The 19,258-nt window shown below is 59.9% G+C and carries 17 protein-coding genes and 1 pseudogene; 11 read left to right on the top strand and 7 right to left on the bottom strand.

The features are described from left to right. Window positions 1–7: 7 nt before the first annotated feature. Window positions 8–1,546, bottom strand: a complete 1,539-nt coding sequence (locus tag ACFQS4_RS02005; protein WP_497903264.1) for a class I adenylate-forming enzyme family protein — start codon at window positions 1,544–1,546, stop codon at window positions 8–10. A gap of 203 nt (window positions 1,547–1,749) precedes the next feature. On the opposite strand from ACFQS4_RS02005, the gene ACFQS4_RS02000 reads away from it, so the two are divergent. The 6 genes and pseudogenes from ACFQS4_RS02000 to ACFQS4_RS01975 all read left to right on the top strand — a co-directional run bounded on the left by ACFQS4_RS02000 (window position 1,750) and on the right by ACFQS4_RS01975 (window position 6,508). After that, window positions 1,750–2,202 carry a MaoC family dehydratase gene (locus tag ACFQS4_RS02000; protein WP_497903263.1) on the top strand — a complete coding sequence of 151 codons (453 nt, stop codon included), beginning with the start codon at window positions 1,750–1,752 and terminating at the stop codon, window positions 2,200–2,202. Between the two features lie 101 nt (window positions 2,203–2,303). Continuing rightward, window positions 2,304–3,164, top strand: coding sequence for a branched-chain amino acid ABC transporter permease (locus tag ACFQS4_RS01995; protein WP_497903262.1), 861 nt, complete (start codon window positions 2,304–2,306; stop codon window positions 3,162–3,164). A gap of 26 nt (window positions 3,165–3,190) precedes the next feature. Further along, window positions 3,191–4,276 carry a branched-chain amino acid ABC transporter permease gene (locus ACFQS4_RS01990; RefSeq protein ID WP_497903261.1) on the top strand — a complete coding sequence of 362 codons (1,086 nt, stop codon included), beginning with the start codon at window positions 3,191–3,193 and terminating at the stop codon, window positions 4,274–4,276. Beyond that, the gene (locus ACFQS4_RS01985; protein WP_497903260.1) at window positions 4,273–5,064 is read left to right on the top strand and encodes an ABC transporter ATP-binding protein; all 792 of its coding nucleotides are present in this window, start codon (window positions 4,273–4,275) and stop codon (window positions 5,062–5,064) included. Before ACFQS4_RS01990 ends, ACFQS4_RS01985 begins: the two co-directional genes overlap by 4 nt. Before the next feature lie 71 nt (window positions 5,065–5,135). After that, window positions 5,136–5,842 (top strand): annotated as a pseudogene (locus ACFQS4_RS01980) (MmgE/PrpD family protein); the annotation flags it as partial. A gap of 6 nt (window positions 5,843–5,848) precedes the next feature. Then, on the top strand, window positions 5,849–6,508 hold the full coding sequence (locus ACFQS4_RS01975; RefSeq protein ID WP_497903356.1) for an MmgE/PrpD family protein: 660 nt from the start codon (window positions 5,849–5,851) through the stop codon (window positions 6,506–6,508). 23 nt (window positions 6,509–6,531) lie between these two features. Here the strand turns inward: ACFQS4_RS01975 and ACFQS4_RS01970 are convergent, their stop codons facing one another. Then, window positions 6,532–7,428, bottom strand: coding sequence for an alpha/beta fold hydrolase (locus ACFQS4_RS01970; RefSeq protein WP_497903259.1), 897 nt, complete (start codon window positions 7,426–7,428; stop codon window positions 6,532–6,534). Continuing rightward, window positions 7,425–7,808: a hypothetical protein gene (locus tag ACFQS4_RS01965; RefSeq protein ID WP_497903258.1), complete on the bottom strand. Its 384-nt coding sequence runs from the start codon at window positions 7,806–7,808 to the stop codon at window positions 7,425–7,427. The genes ACFQS4_RS01970 and ACFQS4_RS01965 overlap by 4 nt, the downstream gene beginning before the upstream one ends. Before the next feature lie 199 nt (window positions 7,809–8,007). Here ACFQS4_RS01965 and ACFQS4_RS01960 point away from each other — a divergent pair, with 199 nt between their 5' ends. The 3 genes from ACFQS4_RS01960 (at window position 8,008) to ACFQS4_RS01950 (ending at window position 10,680) form a co-directional block, all read left to right on the top strand. After that, on the top strand, window positions 8,008–8,820 hold the full coding sequence (locus tag ACFQS4_RS01960) for an N-acyl homoserine lactonase family protein (RefSeq protein ID WP_497903257.1): 813 nt from the start codon (window positions 8,008–8,010) through the stop codon (window positions 8,818–8,820). A gap of 117 nt (window positions 8,821–8,937) precedes the next feature. Beyond that, window positions 8,938–9,867, top strand: a complete 930-nt coding sequence (locus tag ACFQS4_RS01955; protein WP_497903256.1) for an NAD(P)-dependent oxidoreductase — start codon at window positions 8,938–8,940, stop codon at window positions 9,865–9,867. Window positions 9,868–9,927: 60 nt separating this feature from the next. After that, the gene (locus ACFQS4_RS01950) at window positions 9,928–10,680 is read left to right on the top strand and encodes an ABC transporter ATP-binding protein (RefSeq protein WP_497903255.1); all 753 of its coding nucleotides are present in this window, start codon (window positions 9,928–9,930) and stop codon (window positions 10,678–10,680) included. Between the two features lie 43 nt (window positions 10,681–10,723). Here ACFQS4_RS01950 and ACFQS4_RS01945 read toward each other — a convergent pair whose 3' ends face one another. Both ACFQS4_RS01945 and ACFQS4_RS01940 read right to left on the bottom strand, forming a co-directional pair. Further along, a complete protein-coding gene (locus ACFQS4_RS01945; protein WP_497903254.1) occupies window positions 10,724–12,067 on the bottom strand; it encodes an aminotransferase family protein in 1,344 nt (447 codons plus the stop codon). Window positions 12,068–12,230: 163 nt separating this feature from the next. Next, a complete protein-coding gene (locus tag ACFQS4_RS01940) occupies window positions 12,231–13,724 on the bottom strand; it encodes an aldehyde dehydrogenase (protein WP_497903253.1) in 1,494 nt (497 codons plus the stop codon). 166 nt (window positions 13,725–13,890) lie between these two features. On the opposite strand from ACFQS4_RS01940, the gene ACFQS4_RS01935 reads away from it, so the two are divergent. Continuing rightward, entirely contained in the window at window positions 13,891–14,265 is a 375-nt protein-coding gene (locus ACFQS4_RS01935; RefSeq protein WP_497903252.1) for a cupin domain-containing protein, read from the top strand. A 148-nt stretch (window positions 14,266–14,413) separates the two neighbouring features. Further along, the gene (locus tag ACFQS4_RS01930) at window positions 14,414–15,697 is read left to right on the top strand and encodes an ABC transporter substrate-binding protein (RefSeq protein ID WP_497903251.1); all 1,284 of its coding nucleotides are present in this window, start codon (window positions 14,414–14,416) and stop codon (window positions 15,695–15,697) included. A 254-nt stretch (window positions 15,698–15,951) separates the two neighbouring features. Here ACFQS4_RS01930 and ACFQS4_RS01925 read toward each other — a convergent pair whose 3' ends face one another. Both ACFQS4_RS01925 and ACFQS4_RS01920 read right to left on the bottom strand, forming a co-directional pair. Further along, the gene (locus ACFQS4_RS01925) at window positions 15,952–18,036 is read right to left on the bottom strand and encodes an acetate--CoA ligase family protein (protein WP_497903250.1); all 2,085 of its coding nucleotides are present in this window, start codon (window positions 18,034–18,036) and stop codon (window positions 15,952–15,954) included. Beyond that, the gene (locus ACFQS4_RS01920) at window positions 18,023–19,141 is read right to left on the bottom strand and encodes an acyl-CoA dehydrogenase family protein (protein WP_497903249.1); all 1,119 of its coding nucleotides are present in this window, start codon (window positions 19,139–19,141) and stop codon (window positions 18,023–18,025) included. The genes ACFQS4_RS01925 and ACFQS4_RS01920 overlap by 14 nt, the downstream gene beginning before the upstream one ends. Window positions 19,142–19,258 lie beyond the last annotated feature (117 nt).

Below are 19,258 nucleotides of genomic sequence, written 5' to 3'. Positions count from 1 at the left end.
TCCCGAATCAATGCTTCCGGTAAGTACTTCTGGACTTCTTTCCGCTCTCGGTGTGTTCGATCTCGTCGACAAACTCGTACGATCGAGGCCGCTTGTAGGCCGCGAGATCGGCCTCGTCCCGGCAGAAGGCGTCAAGTTCGTCCGCGGTCACGTCGCCGTCCGGGTCAACGAAGGCCGCGACGCGTTCCCCCCACTCGTCGTCACGTTCGCCGACGACGACCGCTTCGTAGACGGCTCGGTGCCTCTCAAGAATCTCTTCGACCTCCGCCGGTGCGATCAGTTCGCCGCCGCTGATGATGACGTCGTCGACACGGCCAGTGATCTTCAGGTAGCCGTCATCGTTCACGAAGCCCAGGTCGTTCGTATAGTACCACCCTTCGCGAAACGCCTCGCTCGTGGCAGTGGCGTTCTGGAAGTACTTGTCGAACAGCTGGTCCGACTCGATAATCACCTCACCCTCTTCGCCTCGCGGAACGGTCCGAGAGGGATCAGCTTGACCGTCAACGTCAAGGTCAATGACGCGAATCCGCGTACCGAGGGTGGGCTTGCCAACCGTCCCGGCCTGCTCAGTGAGCGCATCGGAACGGAGGACCGTGATGAATCCGCCCTCCGAGGAGCCGTAGGAATTGATCACATTCGGGGTGAGTTCGGACTGGAACTCTCGTGCCCGATCTTCGAGCATCACTTCCCCGGTGTGGTACCAGCACTCGATCGACGACAGGTCGTACGCGTCGACGTCTCCCTGTTCGATCATTCGCCTGCTCACCGTCGGAATGCCGACTACGTGAGTCACGCCATGGCGATCGATCGTATCGAGCGACAGATCGGGGTCCGCGTACGCCGAGGAGACAACGAGCTCCGCGCCGACCGTCAACGACGAACGGAGCGCCGCGTCCAAGCCACCGCCGTGAAAGTACGGGAGTTGGGAGAGAACGACGCTGTCGGGATCGATGTCGAAGGAGATGATCGCCGCGAGCGTCCGCTCCCGGGCCGACGAGACCGTGTGTACGACCCCCTTCGGGCGGCCGGTCGTCCCGCTGGTGTAAATGAGGTACGTCGGCTCGTCGGGCCCCTGATCGATCGGCGGCGGCCGCTCGGTCGATCCCGATTCCAGGACCGTCTCGTAGGATTCCGCCTCGCCGGAGCCACCTACCCTGATCGGCGCCCTCTCACGAATCGAGTCGTTTGCGGCAGGCTCTACGGTGTCGGCGAACGCCGCGTCGTAGATTACGGCTGCAACGTTGGCGTCGTCGAGGATAGTTTGGACCTCTCCAGCGGAGAGACGATAGTTGATCGGAACTGCGACGAGACCGAGTTTGTGACAGGCGTACATCGTCACCAGGAACTCGACGGTGTTGTGTAGTGCCATCGCGACGCGATCACTCGGCCGCAGTCCTCGTTCTCGGAGGCCATTCGCCAACCGGTTGACCTGCTCGTCGAACTCACCATAGCTCAGCGTTTCGTCGGCGTCGACCGATCGGATCGCTGTCTCATCGGTCCGCAGGTCCGCATTCTCCTCGAGGAACGCGCGCTGTGGTAACACCATTACTGGAAAAAGGTGCGTAGATTACTAAACTGTGGGGGTAGCGTCGGTCTGCATATGTCGATCGTTCGACGCGCAAAACGACGCACAGGCCGCAATTGTACGGCAGCCTCCGGAACTATACACAGTGAGCCTCGACGGTGAACCGCGACACTATGTATCTTCCCGCACGAACGACTAAGAACGTTCGTTGACAACGTCGGAGTATGACGCGCGAACAGCTGTATCTTGAGGACATCGAGATCGGCTCGGTCTGGAACGGGCCGTCACAAACGATCTCCGAATCCCACTTCCGGGACTTTGCCGGATTGACGGGTGATTTCAACCCAATCCACATAGACGAAGAGTACGCAAGCGAGACGCAGTTCGGACGTCGGGTGGCCCACGGAATGCTGATCACTTCGCTTACCGTCGTCGGAGCGACCGATCTCTCCCCGCATCTGCACGAGTCGATGATCGCCTTCCTAAGTCAGAAGTCGACGTTTCATGAGCCAGTGTTCATCGGCGATACTGTCTTCCCGCAGTTGACAGTCACGAACGTCGAACCCAAGGCGGGGACGGGAATCGTCACTCTGAAATCGGAAGTGCACAACCAGGACGACGATCTCATCTTAGACGGAGAGTTGCGATTGCTTGTCGAGTCACGTTCCGGTCGGTAACCTGCGGCATTACTCGACTTTTGGTCGTAAGATCTGGACCGAACAGCAGGTTTAATATAGTGGTAGAGGTGTTAGCATACCATGCTAGGAGTGAAAAGCCCATGATCAGTGTTATCGCAAACTGGCTACTGCTGAGTGCACTGTACGCGCTTATCGCAATCGGGTTCACGATGATCTTCGGCGTTGGGAATGCGATCAACCTGTTTCACGGTGCCTCAATCACGATCGGCGCGTACGCCGCACACTACTCGTACGCGTCGGGGGTACCGGTAGCAGTAGCATTATTGATCGGGCTGGCCGTTCCAGGGGTCGTAAACGCTGCATTATACCTCGGGATGATCAGACCGATTCAGAAGAAACCGATCGTAATCATGGTGATGACACTCATTCTCGCGGTCGTCGTCGAGCACATCGTTTTGATCTCGATCGGAAGTTCACCACGAGTCGTACCTGCGCTGATCCCCGGAACGACGGAGATTCTGGGTGCGAGAGTCCAGATCAACCGGATCATCGTATTCGTCCTCTCCTGGGTTATCATCGGCGGGTTAATGGTGTTCATCAAGTATACTCAGCTCGGGAGGGCGATCACTGCCACGAGCATGGACACGAAGGGTGCCGCCGTCGTGGGGATAAACAGCGGGCGGATGTTCCTCTCTGTTTGGATTCTCGCAGGCGTTCTTGCGGGTGTTGCGGGGGTGTTCCTCGCTTCGTTCCAGACGGCGACCTACAACATGGGACTTACGCCACTGATTCTCGCGTTCGCCATCGTCGTCATCGGTGGTCTCGGATCGATCAAGGGCAGCATTATTGGCGCATACCTAATTGGTGGAGTTGAGACAGCGATGGTCTCCTTCGTCAGCCCGCGGCTCAACGGATTGGGAGGGATGGTCATCCTCGTTCTTGTGATCATGTTCAAACCGAAGGGAATGTTCGGGCGTGAACTCATCATGGAGGAAGAATAATGAGCGACACAGCGAGGACGTCAAGTATGATGCACCGACTTTCAGAATTTCCCTTGCCGCTCCGGCGAAAGATCGGCGTGGTACTGTTCGTAGTAATCGGACTACTGCCGTTCGTCTTCGATACGATCACGGTGTTACGAATGACCGGTGCCCTGTATCTCGCCACGTTCGCGATGACCTGGGACTTCCAGTCCGGTTACACCGGAGAGATCAGTTTCGGCCATGCGTTCTTCTTCGCGGTCGGGGGATACACGTCGGGAATTATGAACCTTCACTACGGGCTCGATCCGGTACTGGCGATTCCAATCGGAATGGTGGCCGCGACTCTCGGCGGCCTGCTACTCGGCATCCCGACACTGCGGGTTCATGGACCGTACCTCTCGCTCGTGACGATGGCAGCACCGCTAATCTTGCTGCAGGTATTCATCTACTTCAGCGACTTCACCGGCGGCGAAGTCGGTCTCACCGGTACAGAAAACATCACGTCTGAGCCGATGGTCAACTACTACATCGCGTTCGCCCTGTTCGCCGCCATGTTCGCGCTGTTTTACGCGATCACCCGTTCCGATACTGGGGAAATCCTCACCGCGATTCGCGAAGACGAGGACGCGGTCGTCGCCGCGGGTATCAACCCAGCGAAGTACAAAATCTACTCGTTCGTGCTCTCCGGGACGGTAGGCGGTCTCGCCGGAGCGCTGTTGGTACACAGCAACGTCGGATCCGCAACGCCGGGTCAGTTACTGGAGCTGTCGGTTAACATCAACATCATCACAGCCACGGTCATCGGCGGCATGGGAACAATCATCGGTGCCGCTGGCGGCGGCATCTTCTTCTTCATGCTTCGCGAACAACTCGCGAACGTGGGGACGACGATCCCGACGACCGACGTCGCGATCTCTCACATTGATCTTGTCCTCTTCTACTCGATGGCCGTACTAATCATGTTCTACCAGCCGCAAGGGTTCATTCCATGGTTGATCGAACGCGGACGGAAACTCATCGGAGCAGACGAAGAGAGCGTGTCGGACGAGAACGATTCGCCGCTGCGCCAGTCCATGGACAAGTTGCGTAACGGATTCCAGGATGCGTTCAACAGAGGTGGTGAGAAATGAAATCAGACACGTCTCAAACCAAATCAGCAGTCGATTCCGAGAGCTACTCGTCCGAGGACGGGCTGCTCGTGTTGCAGAACCTCACCAAACGGTTCGGCGGGCTCGTCGCAGTCAGCGACCTCTCGTTCCACGTCGAAGAGGGTGAAATCCTCGGCTTCATCGGTCCCAACGGAGCCGGGAAGTCAACGACGTTCAACTGCGTGACGAAGATGTTCCCGGCCACGGAGGGAACCGTCTGGTACGACGGCGAGAACATCACCGACCTGCCAGCCCACGAGATCGTTAATCGGGGGATCAGCCGCACCTTCCAGTCGTTTCGACCGCTCAACGATCGGACCGTTCTGGAGAACGTGATGCTGCCGCTGTCGACGGACAAGCTGTTCACGGTCTCCGGGCTGTTAGGCCAGACGCAAGACCGAGCGATCGAACTCTGTGAGCGGGTCGGACTCAACGACCGTATCGACCAGGAGCCCAGCGAATTGCCCCACGCCGAGATGATCCGCCTCGAACTGGCGCGGGCGTTGGCGAACGATCCGGATCTGATTCTGATCGACGAACCCTTCGCAGGGTTGACCAGTACGGAGGTCGCAGAGCTCTCTCAGCTGTTTTCGGAACTCCGGGACGAAGGATACACTCTCGTCGTCATCGACCACAACATGCGGGGGCTACTCACGTTGGTCGATCGGGTGATCGTCATTCGATTCGGGGCGAAGATCGCAGAAGGAACGCCTGAAGAGATCAGAGAGAACGAAGAAGTCCAGAACGCGTACCTCGGATCGCAGGGATAATCCGGTCGCTGATTTTCCTCTCGCTTCCAGCGGAGAGTTTTATACCGTCAAGGAGAAAGCACCGTACATCAATGACTGATACGACTGTGAGTACACCCGGACAGGAGACGCGCCGTCTCGCAGCTTTTTGTTCCTCGCTCGACGGGGACGAGATCCCTGAATCGGTCCGAACGGAGATCAAAACGGCAATCGTGGATACGATCGGTGCCTGCGTAGCGGGCGTCGACACGCCCGAAAGCGAGCGCATGCGAGCGTACGTCCGGACGGCCAGCCCAGACGGTGGAGCGGCGATTCTGGGGACGAACGAGCGGGTGACGCCCGAGTTCGCGGCGCTCGCGAACGGAACGGCCGCGCACGCACTCGAAGTCGACGACGGCCACCGGGGGGCCTCAGCCCACCCCGGCACCGCCGTCCTGCGGCCGCTCTCGCAGTATTACCGATCGCTGGACAGGTTACGGGCGACGACCTCGCAGCCGCCGTCGTCGCGGGATACGAGGCGATGCTCAAAACGGGGATGGCAGTACAGCCGTCCCACCGGGAGCGACACTTCCACGCGACAGCGACGCTCGGTTGTTTCGGGGCCGCCGCGGCCGCCGGCCGTTTGCTCGAACTCGACCGACGGGATTTCGCGTACGCGCTCGGACTGGCAGGAACCCAGGCCGGCGGTCTCTTCGAGTTTCTCACCGACGGTTCGATGGCCAAGCGGTTCCATCCAGGACGGGCCGCCATGGCGGGAATCACCGCAGCGAGGCTCGCAACGGAAGGCTTCGACGGGCCGGAGACGATCCTCGAAGGGGAGGACGGCTTCGCGGCCGCGTTCGCCGACGAATACGACCCGGCGCCGCTGGCAACCCTCGGAGACCCCTTCGAGATCACCCGCACATACCAGAAACCGTATCCATGCTGTCGACATCTTCACGCAGCGATCGACGCCTGCCTCGCGATCCGAGATGCCGGCTTAGAGCCGTGGGCGATTGAGCGCGTCGAAGTCGGCACGTACGCAATTGCGGCGCGCCACGACAAAGCTGCCGTCGAGACAATACTCGATGCCCAAATGAGCATGCCTCACGCAGTCACGACGGCCCTGTTCACCGGTACCGACGACCGATCGGCGTTCTCCGATCCTGACGTCGACGCCGATCTCGCCTCGTTGCGAGACCGAATCGTGGTGACGGCAGACCCTGAGATGGATGCACGGTACCCGGAGACGCGTGCCACCTGCGTCGTCGTCGAGACGGCCGACGGCGATCGGTTCGAGGAAGCGGTCGACTACCCGCTCGGATCGCCGGAGAATCCCCTGTCGGCGGAGCGTTTGGAGTCGAAATTCCACGACCTGACCGAATCGCGACTGTCCGAAGAGAAACGCCAACGGTTACTCGAGACCGTGACCGATCTCTCGACACTCGATGACGCGCAGACGATCGTAGACGCGGTACAACCGTAAGAAGGTGGACGCAATTCGATCGATTACTCCGATTCGAGGATTTTCGCGAGTACCGGCTCCAGATACTCCTTGAAGGCGTCGGGATTCTCGACGGGTGGAAAGTGCCCCATCTCGTCCATGATTTCGAGGGAGGCGCCGTCTATCTGTTCGGCGACGCGCTCGGTGTCTTCCGGCCGGCCAGAGAAGTCGTACTCGCCCGTGAGGAAGTAGACGTCGCACTCGTCAGTGTCGATTTGATCGAGACGGTCACGAGCATCCCAGTCGCGAGTGTAGAAGTAGATGTCGCCGGCATAGACGCCGTGACCCGCCTGACTGTAGATCCACCAGGCCTCGCGCTTACAGGCTTCGGGGTTCTGGGGCGCCTGGAGTCCGTAGATCCATTCGGGTCGAAACACTTCCTGGTTTACCTGAGGGTGGTCGAGGAAGTCGACCACGTTGTCAAGGTAGCCAGTCTCGCTCGCGGGGACGTATTCCGTCGTCTCGAGACCGATGATCGCGCGGACCCGATCGTCGTGATTGATGGCCAGTTCAAGGACGATCTCGCCGCCCATCGAACAGCCCATAACGACCGGATCGGCCAGGTCGAGCGTCTCGACGAATTCCATGATGAAGCCAGCGTAGAACTCGGTCGTCAGCTGGTAGGTCGACTCCCACCAGCGCTTGTCCGTCGGTGGATAGGAGCGGCCGTGCCACGGCATGTCGAACGCATAGACAGTGAAGTCCTCGAGGATGTCGTCGTCGTTGAGCAGGTGTCGGTACTGCCGCGAATCGGCACCAGCTGTGTGGAGACAAACGAGCGGAACATCGCCGTCTCCGGCGACTTCGTAGTACGTTCGGAACTCGGAATCAGCGTGATTGATCCAGACGTAGCGCCCGGCGACCTCTTCGTGCTCGCCGTGCTCGAAGTTGTCGGTGTTCATCGGCTCACCTCCGCGAAGGCGGTTACCATCCGCTTGAGCGGCCGCCAGTGCTGAATGGCACGTTTCAGATCGCCCTCGATCTCGAGGTCGTACTGGAGCCAGACGCTCCGTAGATCGTTGTAGAACGGCGGTGGCGACTCCGACAGCAAGTTTTCCCACGTGTCGACGGGTGCACGAACCGCGAAGTCCCAGCCGACAAACATCGGTTCGGTGTGGACCGCGTCGATCTCCCCGTCGCTTAATTCAACGACGTAGCCGTCGTCGCCAAACTCGAACAGCACCGTCGCGTCAAAGTGTACGCTCGTTCGATCGAACTGAGCGTCGTTGGCAAGCCAGTCTACTGCCGCTTCGAACCACTCTTCGCTCGGGAATGTCGACATACAGAGTAAGCGCACGGTGTAACGGCATAATGATTGTGGTTCTGTAGCACGGCCGACGTCGGCAACGTGAGCGGAGTACGACGGTGAATCAGATCCTGATTCGAAAGCGAGTGCTGCCAATCCACGCCTCCGAGCGAATACATCGACAGAACGGACCAGACGTTTATATCACTGTATCCGTAATACGGTAATTGAGCGCATGTACACCGTACACCCCATCAAGTCCGGGGTCATCGAATCGCCTATCACGAAAGGCGGACTGACGTACCTCCACGACGACGAGCTGCCCGTTCCCATTCCGGTGATTACGTTCCTGATCACGGCGGACGATCCGGACGACGACACGGTGATATTCGTCGATACCGGCGTTGAGCAACACGAGCCGGGTGAGACCATTGCCGGAGGGCGGACAATCAGGAACGGCGGTCGCGAACCGATCGTGGACGGTCTCGCCAAACGCGGCCTCGAACCCGGCGACGTTGACTACGTCGTCCTCACCCACCTCCACTACGATCACGCCTCGAACAACGACCTGTTTCCGGACGCCGAGTTCGTCGTCCAGCGCAGTGAGTTGGAGTTCGCTCGAGATCCCTTGCCGATCATGGAACGCACGTTCTTCGACAAACACGTCAAAGTACTGGATGAGGTTGAGACGCGGGTCGTCGAAGGTGACCACCAGCTACGCGAGGGGATCGAATTGCTCCACACGCCGGGGCACACGCCGGGAATGCAGTCGATTGTCGTCGAGACGAGCGACGGACCCGTCTGTATCATCTCGGACCTAGCCTACTGCAAGCACAATCTCGATCCCAGCGCGTCAAGCATGCTCGACGGACACGGAAACAAAGTCGATATCACGCCGTCGGACCTCGACTACATCGCTCCAGGGTTGCACGTTGACGTCAGCGGCTGCTACGAGAGTATGGATCGAATTCGGAACCGCGTCGGCGACGGGACGGTACTGGGAGGACACGTTACCGAAATCCTTGATCGGAGCTACCCCGACGCATAGCCGTCTCGAGACGGACGATCCTGATTCCCCACCAGTCACCTGCGATACCGCCAATTGCCGCGGTTCCGTCGACGGACGATACTTATTTAAGAGTCGGCTCCAGACTTTTGGAAGAGAATGACAGACACATCGATCGGTGTTGTCGGTCTCGGACTGATGGGTGGAAACATCGCGACGCACTTCCTCGACGCGGGGTGGGATGTCCACGGCTTCGACGTCAGTGATGAACGGGTCGCCGACCTGGAAACGGACGGTCTCGTACCCGCGGAAACAGCAGCGGCACTTGCGGACGAGGTCGACGTCGTCATCACGAGCCTGCCGACCCCTGACGTGGTCGACACCGTGTACCTCGGTGACGACGGGATCGCCGCCGGGGCGGGTGACGGCGTGACGGCGATCGACATGAGTACGATCGATCCCAACACCACACGAACGGTAGCCGAATCGGCGCCGGCGATCGACCTGATCGACGCACCGGTCAGCGGTGGGCCTGAGAACTGCCTCGACGGAACACTCGTGATCCTATGTGGCGGGAACCGCGACGTCTACGACCGGGAGTACGTACAGGAGATCCTGGACTCCCTCGGGCGCAACGTCTACTACGCCGGCGAGACAGGCGCGGGACACACCGTAAAGCTGCTCAACAACGTCATTTCGATGGGGAACCTGTTGCTGTCGCTCGAGGTCACATCGATGGGCGTCGCCGCGGGCGTCGAACCCGAGGTTCTCAACGAGATTCTTCCGAACACAGGCGGGGCTTCGAACCAGTTCCGAAAGCGGTTCCCGCGAGTCCTCAACCGAAACTTCGAGCCCGGATTCACCGTCGACTACGCGAAAAAGGACATTGGACTGGCGATGGACACCGCAGAGAATGAGGAAGTGCCGATGGTTCTCTCCTCGTTGATCTACCAACTGTTCACGAAAGCAAGCGCTGAAGGTCACGGTGGCGAAGACGCCTGTAGCGTGGTGAAGCTGTTCGAACAAAGCACCGGCGTACCCGTCGAAGCCGACACCGAGGTCGATGAGACGTTTGAAGGGTATCGATAATAGGTGTGATATCCGGTAGCATTATAGCACTGATCGCCCAACAGCGGTGTATACAAACATATGAGTTCAGAACGAACGGTAAGCGGGGACACGACGTCACATGGGAGTACTGATCGAATTCTCGAAGCGTCGAACCTGACGGTCTCCTACGGAGAGATCAAGGCGCTCCGGGGCGTGGATCTGCACATCGACGAAAACGAGATCGTTTCGGTCATCGGACCGAACGGGGCCGGAAAGTCGACGCTCGTCGACACAATCTCAGGCTTCCTTGACTACGGGGGGTCGTTGACCTACCGAGGGACGGAAGTACGGGAGCGTGAGACCGCCGAACTGGTCAACGAAGGCGTCATTTACTGTACCGAGTCGCGGAACCTCTTCCCGTTCATGTCGGTCGAGGATAACCTCGAACTCGGCGCGTACAGGCACGCAGACGGAATGGACGACCGCCTTGACTTCGTCTACGACCTGTTTCCGACCCTCAAGGAGCGAACCGACCAGGAGGCGGGAACGATGAGCGGTGGTGAACAACAAATGCTCGCGATTGGTCGATCCCTGATGGGCGATCCGGACCTGCTGATCCTCGACGAGCCGACGATTGGTCTGGCACCGGTCATCATCGACGACATTAGCGACACCATTGAGGAGATCCTTGACCGCGGGATCACGATCCTATTGGCGGAACAGAACGTGACGTTCGCGATGGACCACGCCGACAGGATCTACCTCCTCGAAAACGGGACGGTCCAACGTGAGGGTGATCCAGAGTCGTTCGAAGGCGACGAGGAAATTCAGGAGGTCTATCTGGGCGGTTAGGTCGGTCCGTAACGGACGCCTTTTTTCGTTTTTCGAACCCTCGTCAGGAGAGGTCGTCGTAGACGGTTCGTACGGCGTCGTCAACGACCGACGCAATTCGATCGATGGCCTCGTCGCTTGTCGGTAACGGCGGCGCGAGCATACAATGGTCGCCTGCGACTCCGTTGACTGATCCGGTGCCGGGGTAGGTGTAGACGCCGTCGGCCAGCGCCTCCCGAAAGACGCGTTTGGCCACTTTTCGATCGGGATCGAACGGTCGTTTCGTCTTGCGATCCGCGACGAACTCGAGACCGAGCATAAGGCCGCAGCGCCGGAAATCGCCGACCATCGGATGATCTGCGAGTGGCGCAAGCGCCGCCTCGAGACGCCGCCCGTTCGCCCGCCCCGCTTCGAGCACGTCGTCCGTGTACTGTTCGAGGACGTACAACGCAGCAGCAGCGGAAATTGGGTGGCCGGAGTAAGTGTGACCGTGATCGAACGACCCGTCGGCCGCGGCGTCGAAGACGGATGCGACGTGCTCCCGGACGACCGACGCGCTGATTGCTGCGGTTCCGGCGGAGAGTCCCTTCCCGACGACGAGGATGTCCGGCACGACGTCGTAATGCTCGCAGGCGAACATCGGACCGGTCCTGCCGAAGCCGGTCATGACTTCGTCGGCGACGAAGAGGACGTCGTACTCGTCGCAGATACGCCGAACCTCCTCATAGTACGTGGGATGGGGTCGGGCGGCTGGAATGCTGGCACCCGAAACCGGTTCGGCGATAAACGCAGAGACGTGCTCTTCGCCCTCCTGAACGATCGTTCGTTCCAGTTCCCGCGCAGCGGCCCGCGCCTGTTCCTCGGGCGTTCCCTCGTACTCCCAGCGATAGGGGTAGGCTGGCGTGATCTTCGGCCAGTCCTGCAGCAGCGGCCGGTAGGGCGTCCGTCGAGTCGTGTTCCCGCCAGCGGAGAGCGCGCCGAGCGTGGCGCCGTGGTAGGATTGCCACCTGGAGATAACGACGTGTTTGTCCGGATTCCCCGTGTTCCGGTGGTATTCCCGGGCGAGTTTGATCGCGGATTCGACGGCCTCGCTCCCCGATCCGGTGAAGAAGGCTGCCGACAGATCGCCGGGAGTTCGGTCCACGAGTTGGTCGGCAAGTCGCTCGGTCGTCTCGTGACTGAAGTACGACATCGAGACGTAGTCGACGGACTCAGCCTGTTCGGCGAGCACGTCGGGCAGCCCCTCAATGTTGTGACCGAGGTTGGCCACTGCGGCCCCTGCAGCGGCGTCGATTATCCGGTCGCCGGACTCGGTCGTGAGGTACTCGTCTTCGGCGTCGACGATTCGCGGGTGATCGGGATCGATTCCACCGCCCCATTTGTAGAACATACTGTCGGTGTTCGTCATACAAACCACCACGAATCGAGTAGTGTTGAATATTTGGGTGTCAGAGGCCGCGAGTCGAAATTCGAAGTCGCAGTCGTGGCGAAAACGGCGTTTCGTACCGTGCTGAAAAACGAAGACGCATAGTACGTCGAAAAACTAAATCGCGTCGGACCCGAGCCGTTTCTCAGATGAACTTGAACGGATCGGAGACCTCGCCTTCGGTCTCGATCCAGACGCTTTTCGTCTGGAGGTATTCCTCGATCCCTTCGACCCCCTTCTCGCGGCCGATTCCGCTCTTCTTGTAGCCGCCTGATGGCGTCGTGAACGAGGATTTTCGGTAGGTGTTGACCCAGACGACGCCCGCCTTGATTGCCTCGGTCATGCGCATGGCCCGCCTGAGATCGTTCGTCCAGACGCCCGCAGCCAGTCCATACTCAGAGTCGTTGGCCATCTCGACGAGTTCGCTTTCGTCTTCAAACGGAATGACCGAGAGAACCGGTCCGAATACCTCCTCTTGGGCGATCCGCATATCGTTGGAAACGTCGGTCAGGACCGTCGGCGGATAGAAGAGGCCGCCAGGGAGGTCGTCTCGTGGCTCGCCGCCGGTGACAACGGTAGCCCCCTCCTCGCGGGCGATGTTGACGTACTGATCGATCTTTTCGAACTGGTCCTCGAAGGCGATCGGGCCCATCTCAATATCTGGATCGATCGGATCGCCGAGTTCGATCGCCTCGGCACGCTCAACGAGCGCGTCGACGAACTCATCGTGTATGGGCTCGTGGAGGAACAGCCGGGAACCGGCGATACAGCTCTGTCCCGCGGCCGCGAAGATCCCCTTCACTGCGCCGGTTACGGCCTCGTCGAAATCGGCGTCCTCAAACACGATGTTCGGACTCTTGCCGCCGAGTTCGAGCGTCACGGGGACGATCCGCTCGCCGCCCGTTTGTGCGACTTTCGATCCGGTCTCCAGGCCACCGGTGAACGAAATTTTGTCGACGTCGGCGTGGTTAGTCAGGGCTGCTCCGGGCTCCCCGAAGCCGGTGACGACGTTGAGTGCGCCGTCGGGCAGGCCTGCCTCACTGGCGAGTTCGACGAGTCGGATCGTCGACACCGGCGACACCTCCGAGGGCTTGAGCACGACCGTGTTCCCCGCCGCGATTGCGGGCGCGATCTTGTAGAGGGCGAGTGTGAGCGGCGAATTCCAGGGCGTGATCGCACCGACCACGCCATACGGTTCTCGCCTGGTGAACGTGAACATCCGTTGCTGCTCGATCGGGATGGTCTTTCCGTGTACCTTGTCTGCCAGCCCAGCGAAGTAGCGAAACCAGTCCGGAAGCCCCTCCGCCTGCCCTTGCATCTCGCGGAGCAGTTTCCCGTTTCCGTGGGTATCGAGCGTCGCCAGTTCCTCGCTATGTTCCTCGATTGTATCGGCGAAATCGTGGAGTAACTTGCCACGATCGGTAGCCGACAGTGACTGCCACTCGTCGCTCTCGAAACATCGACGCGCGGCGGCAACCGCTCGATCGATGTCCTCGGCCGTCCCGTTGGGGACAGTCGCCCACACTTCTCGCGTATACGGGTACTCGATCTCGAATCGTTCGCCGGACGACGACGTGACGGACTCACCGTCGATGACCATGTCGTACGCAGCCGGCTCGCCGGAAGTTAGCTCCGTCATGTGTGTTAGCGTTTGGCGAATGCTACAATAACTCTTGCGTCTCGGCGAGTGACCGTGTCTGATCGTCAATCGTCCTCGGATCGAACCACGTGAGCGTTCCGGAGCGGTAGTGGCTCAGCGTAAAAACCACAATCGATTTGGCGCGATATGTTCATGGTTCCCACGTATGCCTTCGAACTACGCGTTCCTCAATCCATCGGAAGTCGACCCGACCCCCTCGGCAGTGTCCGGAACGCCCCAAATTGACGTCGCGGGCGAACTCGGCTGTGAGAAAATGCGGCCGCGATTGTGGTACGTCGGACCTGGCGACGAGATGAGCCATCACCGCCAGACCGAGCAAGAGGAGGTCTACTTCGTCGTTCAAGGTCCGGGTCGGATCTCGATCGACGGCACTGATCGCGACGTTCCCGAGGGGACGCTATTACGGATCCCGCCAGAGACGCCGCGCCAGATATTCAACGACACGGCGGACGAGCACGTCTGGTACGTCGTCGGCGCGCCGGCCGTCGAAGACGACGGTCGACCCCCGTACGACGAATGAGGCCGCGAGTGGGAGGTATAACGATCAAAATACCGATATTTAGGGATCCAGGCGGTCCCATTAGTGATCGTGTGTTATAAATCCACGAACGTGTTCTGTGACCAAATACCATACTTTTTTGTTAAGGAGATACGTACGATTGTCTGGAATGCCATCACATAGCAGTAATTGGCGGAGGCGCCAGTTCCTGAAAACGACCTCCGTAGGTATCGGTGCTGGGACACTCGCAGGGTGCCTTGGTGGAGACGACGACGAAGGAGTCGGCGACCAGGTCACGATCGGCGCAGTCGCGCCACTCGACGACCCAATCGGACAGAACATCGAGACAGCAGCCGAGATCGCAGCTGAGGAGCTCAACGAAAACGGTGGAATCGCCGGTGCTGATGTCGAAATCGACATCAGAAACAGCAATTACGAAGTACAGGGGACGCGGTCCCGGTATCAGGAATTGATCCAGGAAGCCGGGGCAGCTATGACAATGGGCCCGTACGTGAGCGAGAATCAGCTCGCCATCATGGACAATATCGCTGACAGCCAAACGATCCATATGGGAGTCGCGTCGGGTACGCCCGGGACGACGGAGCTTCTCGCGGACGACTACGAACGGTACAAGTACTACTTCCGCGTCGGACCGCTGAACGGCTACTTCCGCGGTGAAGAACTACTCAAATTTGCCGAAAACCACATTAGCGACCTTGGCTGGGAGCGAATCGCCATCCTGGTCGAAGACTACGAGTGGACAACGCCAATCTCCGAGGTGATCGACGGGCAGATCGGCGAGGTAACCGACGCAGAGGTCGTCATGAACACACGGTTCTCGGGTGACACCGAGGACTTCTCGCCGCTGTTTGACGAGGCCGAGAGCGCGGACGCAGACGGCATCCTGACGGCGATCGCCCACATCGGAACGGACATGATCGTTCAGTGGTACGATCAAGAGCGGCCGATGGGGTTGGCCGGTACGACCGTACCGGCCGAGGATCCGAACTACTGGGACGACCTTGACGGGTCATGTGCGTTCGTCGCCGGGAGCCTCTTTGGCGGAGTCCAGGGCGCATACCTCACCGAACGCGGCGAAGAGTTCGCCCAGACGTTCGCAGAAGCCGACGGCCCCGGCGTCTCGCCGATGTACCCCGCTTTCCACACGTACGACGCGATGTACATATTCGCCGAAGCGGTCGAAGAGGCCGACGACTCGCTCGACCCTGAGGATCTGATCCCGGTCCTCGAGGAAACATCACACGACGGCTCGGCGGGAACCATCGAGTTCTACGGCCAGGATCACGAGTTTCCGCACGACGTCAAACATGGCGACGACCTCCTGCGCGAAATGCAGTACCAGTGGCAGCCCGATGGCGATGGCGGAGAGCAGGTCGGTATCGCGCCGGAAGAAATTGCGACCGGTGAGTATCAGCAGCCGGACTGGATTTGAACGAATAGGCCCACACGATTCAAGCCGTTCAAGTCGTCGGCGACCGGTCCAATCACCATCAGCGATTTTTCACGCTGCGTCGGTGCCGCTGTAGCTATTGGCTTCTGCCGCAATTGATCGTCGCCGAGCGTTCCCGTCGATCGAGCGCTACAGCTCGACACGCGTGAGTAGACAGCGTCGAATAGTCCGCTACGGACAAGAAATCGGAACGTCGAGGTTCGCCACTCGACGCCGACATTGTCTACGGAGGGCTGTTACTCGACGACGATATCGACCACGAGGGGGCCGTCCTCCGTCACGATGATCGGATTGAACTCAAGTTCCGTGACGTCGTGTTCCGTATACACCCGAGAGACGTTCGATATGACGCGGGCGAGCGCCTCTTTGTCTCCCGCGGGGTACGATCGGTAGCCCTCCAAGAGCCGTCCGGCGGCGGTCTCTTCGATCATCTCCATCGCCATCGACTCAGTGACGGGCAGCGCCCGGTAGGCGAAGTCGTCGAAGAGTTCGACGAAGACGCCACCGGGTCCGAACAGCATGATCGGCCCGAAGTCCGGGTCGTCCGTGAGGCCGATCAGAAACTCAGAACCAGTGACCATTTTCTGGACGAGCACCGATGAGTTTCCGTCAATCGCCGCCAGTTCGTCGAAGGCGTGACGGACAGCGTCCGGAGAATCGAGATCGGGTTTGACGCCTCCGACGTCTGATTTGTGCGCGGTCTGGAGAGGATTGAGTTTGCAGACGACCGGATAACCGATCTCGTCAGCCGCGTCAACGGCCGCCGCCGCGTTGTCGACGATCCGAGTCGGGGCGAACGGAATATCGTATTCGGTGAGTCGTGAGACGGTTTCCTCCCAGCCCTCATCCAATCCCGGCGCCGCCGCGGGTCGCGGCGACGGGAGCGACGGAAGGTCCGCCGCGAGGTACTCCCCGCGCGTCGCAAGATTGTCTAGCGTCTCGACAGCGCGGACAGGATCCCGGAACAGCAGGATGCCTGCGTCTTCAAGGTACGACTGCGTTTCGGCACTCGGCTCGCTTCCGGTGAAGACCATGGCGATCGTCGCGTCCGTATCCCAAGCGACCGCGGCTAGTTGCTCCTCGATTGCCTCGGCCACGGAACCTCCGGTGTTGCCGAACTGGACAATGAGTCCGGATACGTCGTCCTCTAGGACGGCCTGGATACAGCCGACGAAGACGTCGGGATCCCGCAGCGCTGAGGCGGTCAGATCGATCGGATTCGTCTCAGATCCGTACGGCGGGATCTCCTCGGCGATCCGATCACGGGTAGATTCGGAAAGGGAGGCGAGTGGGAGGTCCGATCGTTCACAGGCGTCGGCGATCACCACGGCTGCCCCACCAGAGATGCTGACGACGCCGATCCCGTCTTCCCGGGTTGGATATGCGCTCGACGAAACCCGGGTTGAGGCCTCGACCACGTCGACCAGTTCGTCGACGCTGAAAACGCGGGTGATGCCCGCCTGCTCGAAGACGGCATCATAGATCTCGTCGTCCGTTGCGATGCTTCCAGTATGAGACGCGGCCGCCTCCTCACCTGTGGGTGACGCGCCCGCCCGGATCGCAATGATATCGGTGTCTGTCTCGGCAGCGCGTCGACCGAGTTCGAGCAGTCTCCGTCCCTGTTGGAGTCCTTCGACGTACGTGACGATCGTCTTCGTGTCGGGATCCTCAACGAAGTACTCGAGGAAGTCGATCGCCGTCAGGTCGAGCTCGTTTCCGGTGGAGATCCACTTGCTCGTCCCGATCCCCAGATTCTGCGAGAGCTGGAAGATTGCGCCGCCAAACGCGCCGCTTTGGGTGACGAAGCCGACCGGTCCAGGTTCCAAATCGTCACGTTTCAGGATCGACGAGAACGAGAGCGGTACCGTGTCGCTCAGATTCACGAATCCCTCGGAGTTCGGCCCGACGAGCCTGACACCCGCTTCACGAGCCGCCGTTTCGAGCTCCGCCTCCAGTGATTCACCCTCTGCGCCCGTCTCGGAGAAACCTGACGCGATTACGACCGCATAGGGAATCCCTCGTTCGCCACACTCCCGGATCACCGACGGGGTGAACTTCGCCGGCAACAGCACCATCGCTAGGTCAACGGCCGCCGGGAGATCTGAGACGCTGTCATAGCAGGGTTGGCCGTCGATCTCGTCCGTGTTTGGATTGACGAGATATACGCCTCCGGGGTAGCCGTACTCGTCTAGAAACCGGTACGGTCGCCCGGAGAGTTTGTCCGGATCGGAGGAGGCGCCGACGAGAGCGATCGACTCTGGCGCGAACAATCGGTTGAGCGGGGCATCGGCCGCCTGTTCGAGTGACTCAGTCGAATCCATATTTCTTAAGCTGTGACGCGATCGTATTCTGCTGTACTTCGACCGTTCCACCGGCGATCCTCCAACCGCGGACGAGGCGGTAGAGATATTCGAGCGGTGACTCCTTCATGTAGCCACTCGCCCCATGAATCTGGAGTGATTCGTCGACGGCCATCTGACCGGCCTCGTTGGCTTTGACTTTGGCGATCGAGGTCTCCATTCGCGTCGGTTGCGCCTTGCTCGCGGCCCGGTAGATGAGGAGACGAGCGGCGTCGAGTTCTATAGCCATCCGTGCCAGCTTCCACTCAATCCCCTGGAACTCGGCAATCGGCTGGCCGAACTGGACGCGCTCTTTCCCGTGATCGAGCGCCTTATCGAGCGCATTGAGGCCGCACGCTACGCACATCATCGAGTTGTGACAGCGCTCAACGTTGAACTCCTGGAGTAGTTCCTTGAACGCCTCGGTGCCGTGAGCGAGGACGTGCTCTTTGGGGACGCGACAATCGTCGAGGAACAGATCAGTCTGGATGTGACCGGCCATGTTCTCGTAGCCGTCGCCGACGGTCATGCCCGGTGCGTCGGCGTCAACCATCACGGCGCCAATGTTGTCGTCCTCGAAGCGAGCGTAGACGAGAAATCCGTCGGCGATCAATCCCTTGGTGATCCACGCCTTGCGACCGTTCAACACGACCTCACCGTTCTCGCGGCGCGCGGTCGTGGACATGTTCGAGGCGTCAGTTCCGGCCTCTGGTTCCGAGATCGCGACAGAGAGCACCGCATCACCGTCACAGACACGTTCCAAGTATCGCTCCTTGAGGTAGTCGTTGCCTAGTTCGGCGATAACCCGCGGCGGTCCCATCGAGGAGCGCGAGAGCACGTGTGCCGTGTCGGGGCAGACGCGCCCGACTGCCTCCTGAGCCAGCACGACTTCTAGGGGAGAAAATCCGCCACCACCGTACTCTTCGGGAAGTGCGATCCCGAGCAGTCCGTTTTCAGCCAGCGTTTCCACGTTCGATTCGGGGAACTCGTCGTTCCAGGTGAAGGCGTCGTCAGCGAACTCTCGTTCGGCGATTTCCGACGCCGTTTTCCGAATCATCTGCTGTGTCTCGTCGAATTCGAAGTCCATAGTTCGAGTCTATTGTGTGAGTTAGTCTGATATGCACGGCCCGCCCTGCGAACGAACCGTGCATCTACCAGCATCTACTCGCCGATGCATGCTAACCATTTCGTTATAAGCGACTAC

The sequence above is a fragment of the Saliphagus sp. GCM10025317 genome (assembly GCF_042663665.1).
Classification (GTDB): domain Archaea; phylum Halobacteriota; class Halobacteria; order Halobacteriales; family Natrialbaceae; genus Natronosalvus.
This window is presented reverse-complemented; position numbering and strand designations above follow the sequence as displayed.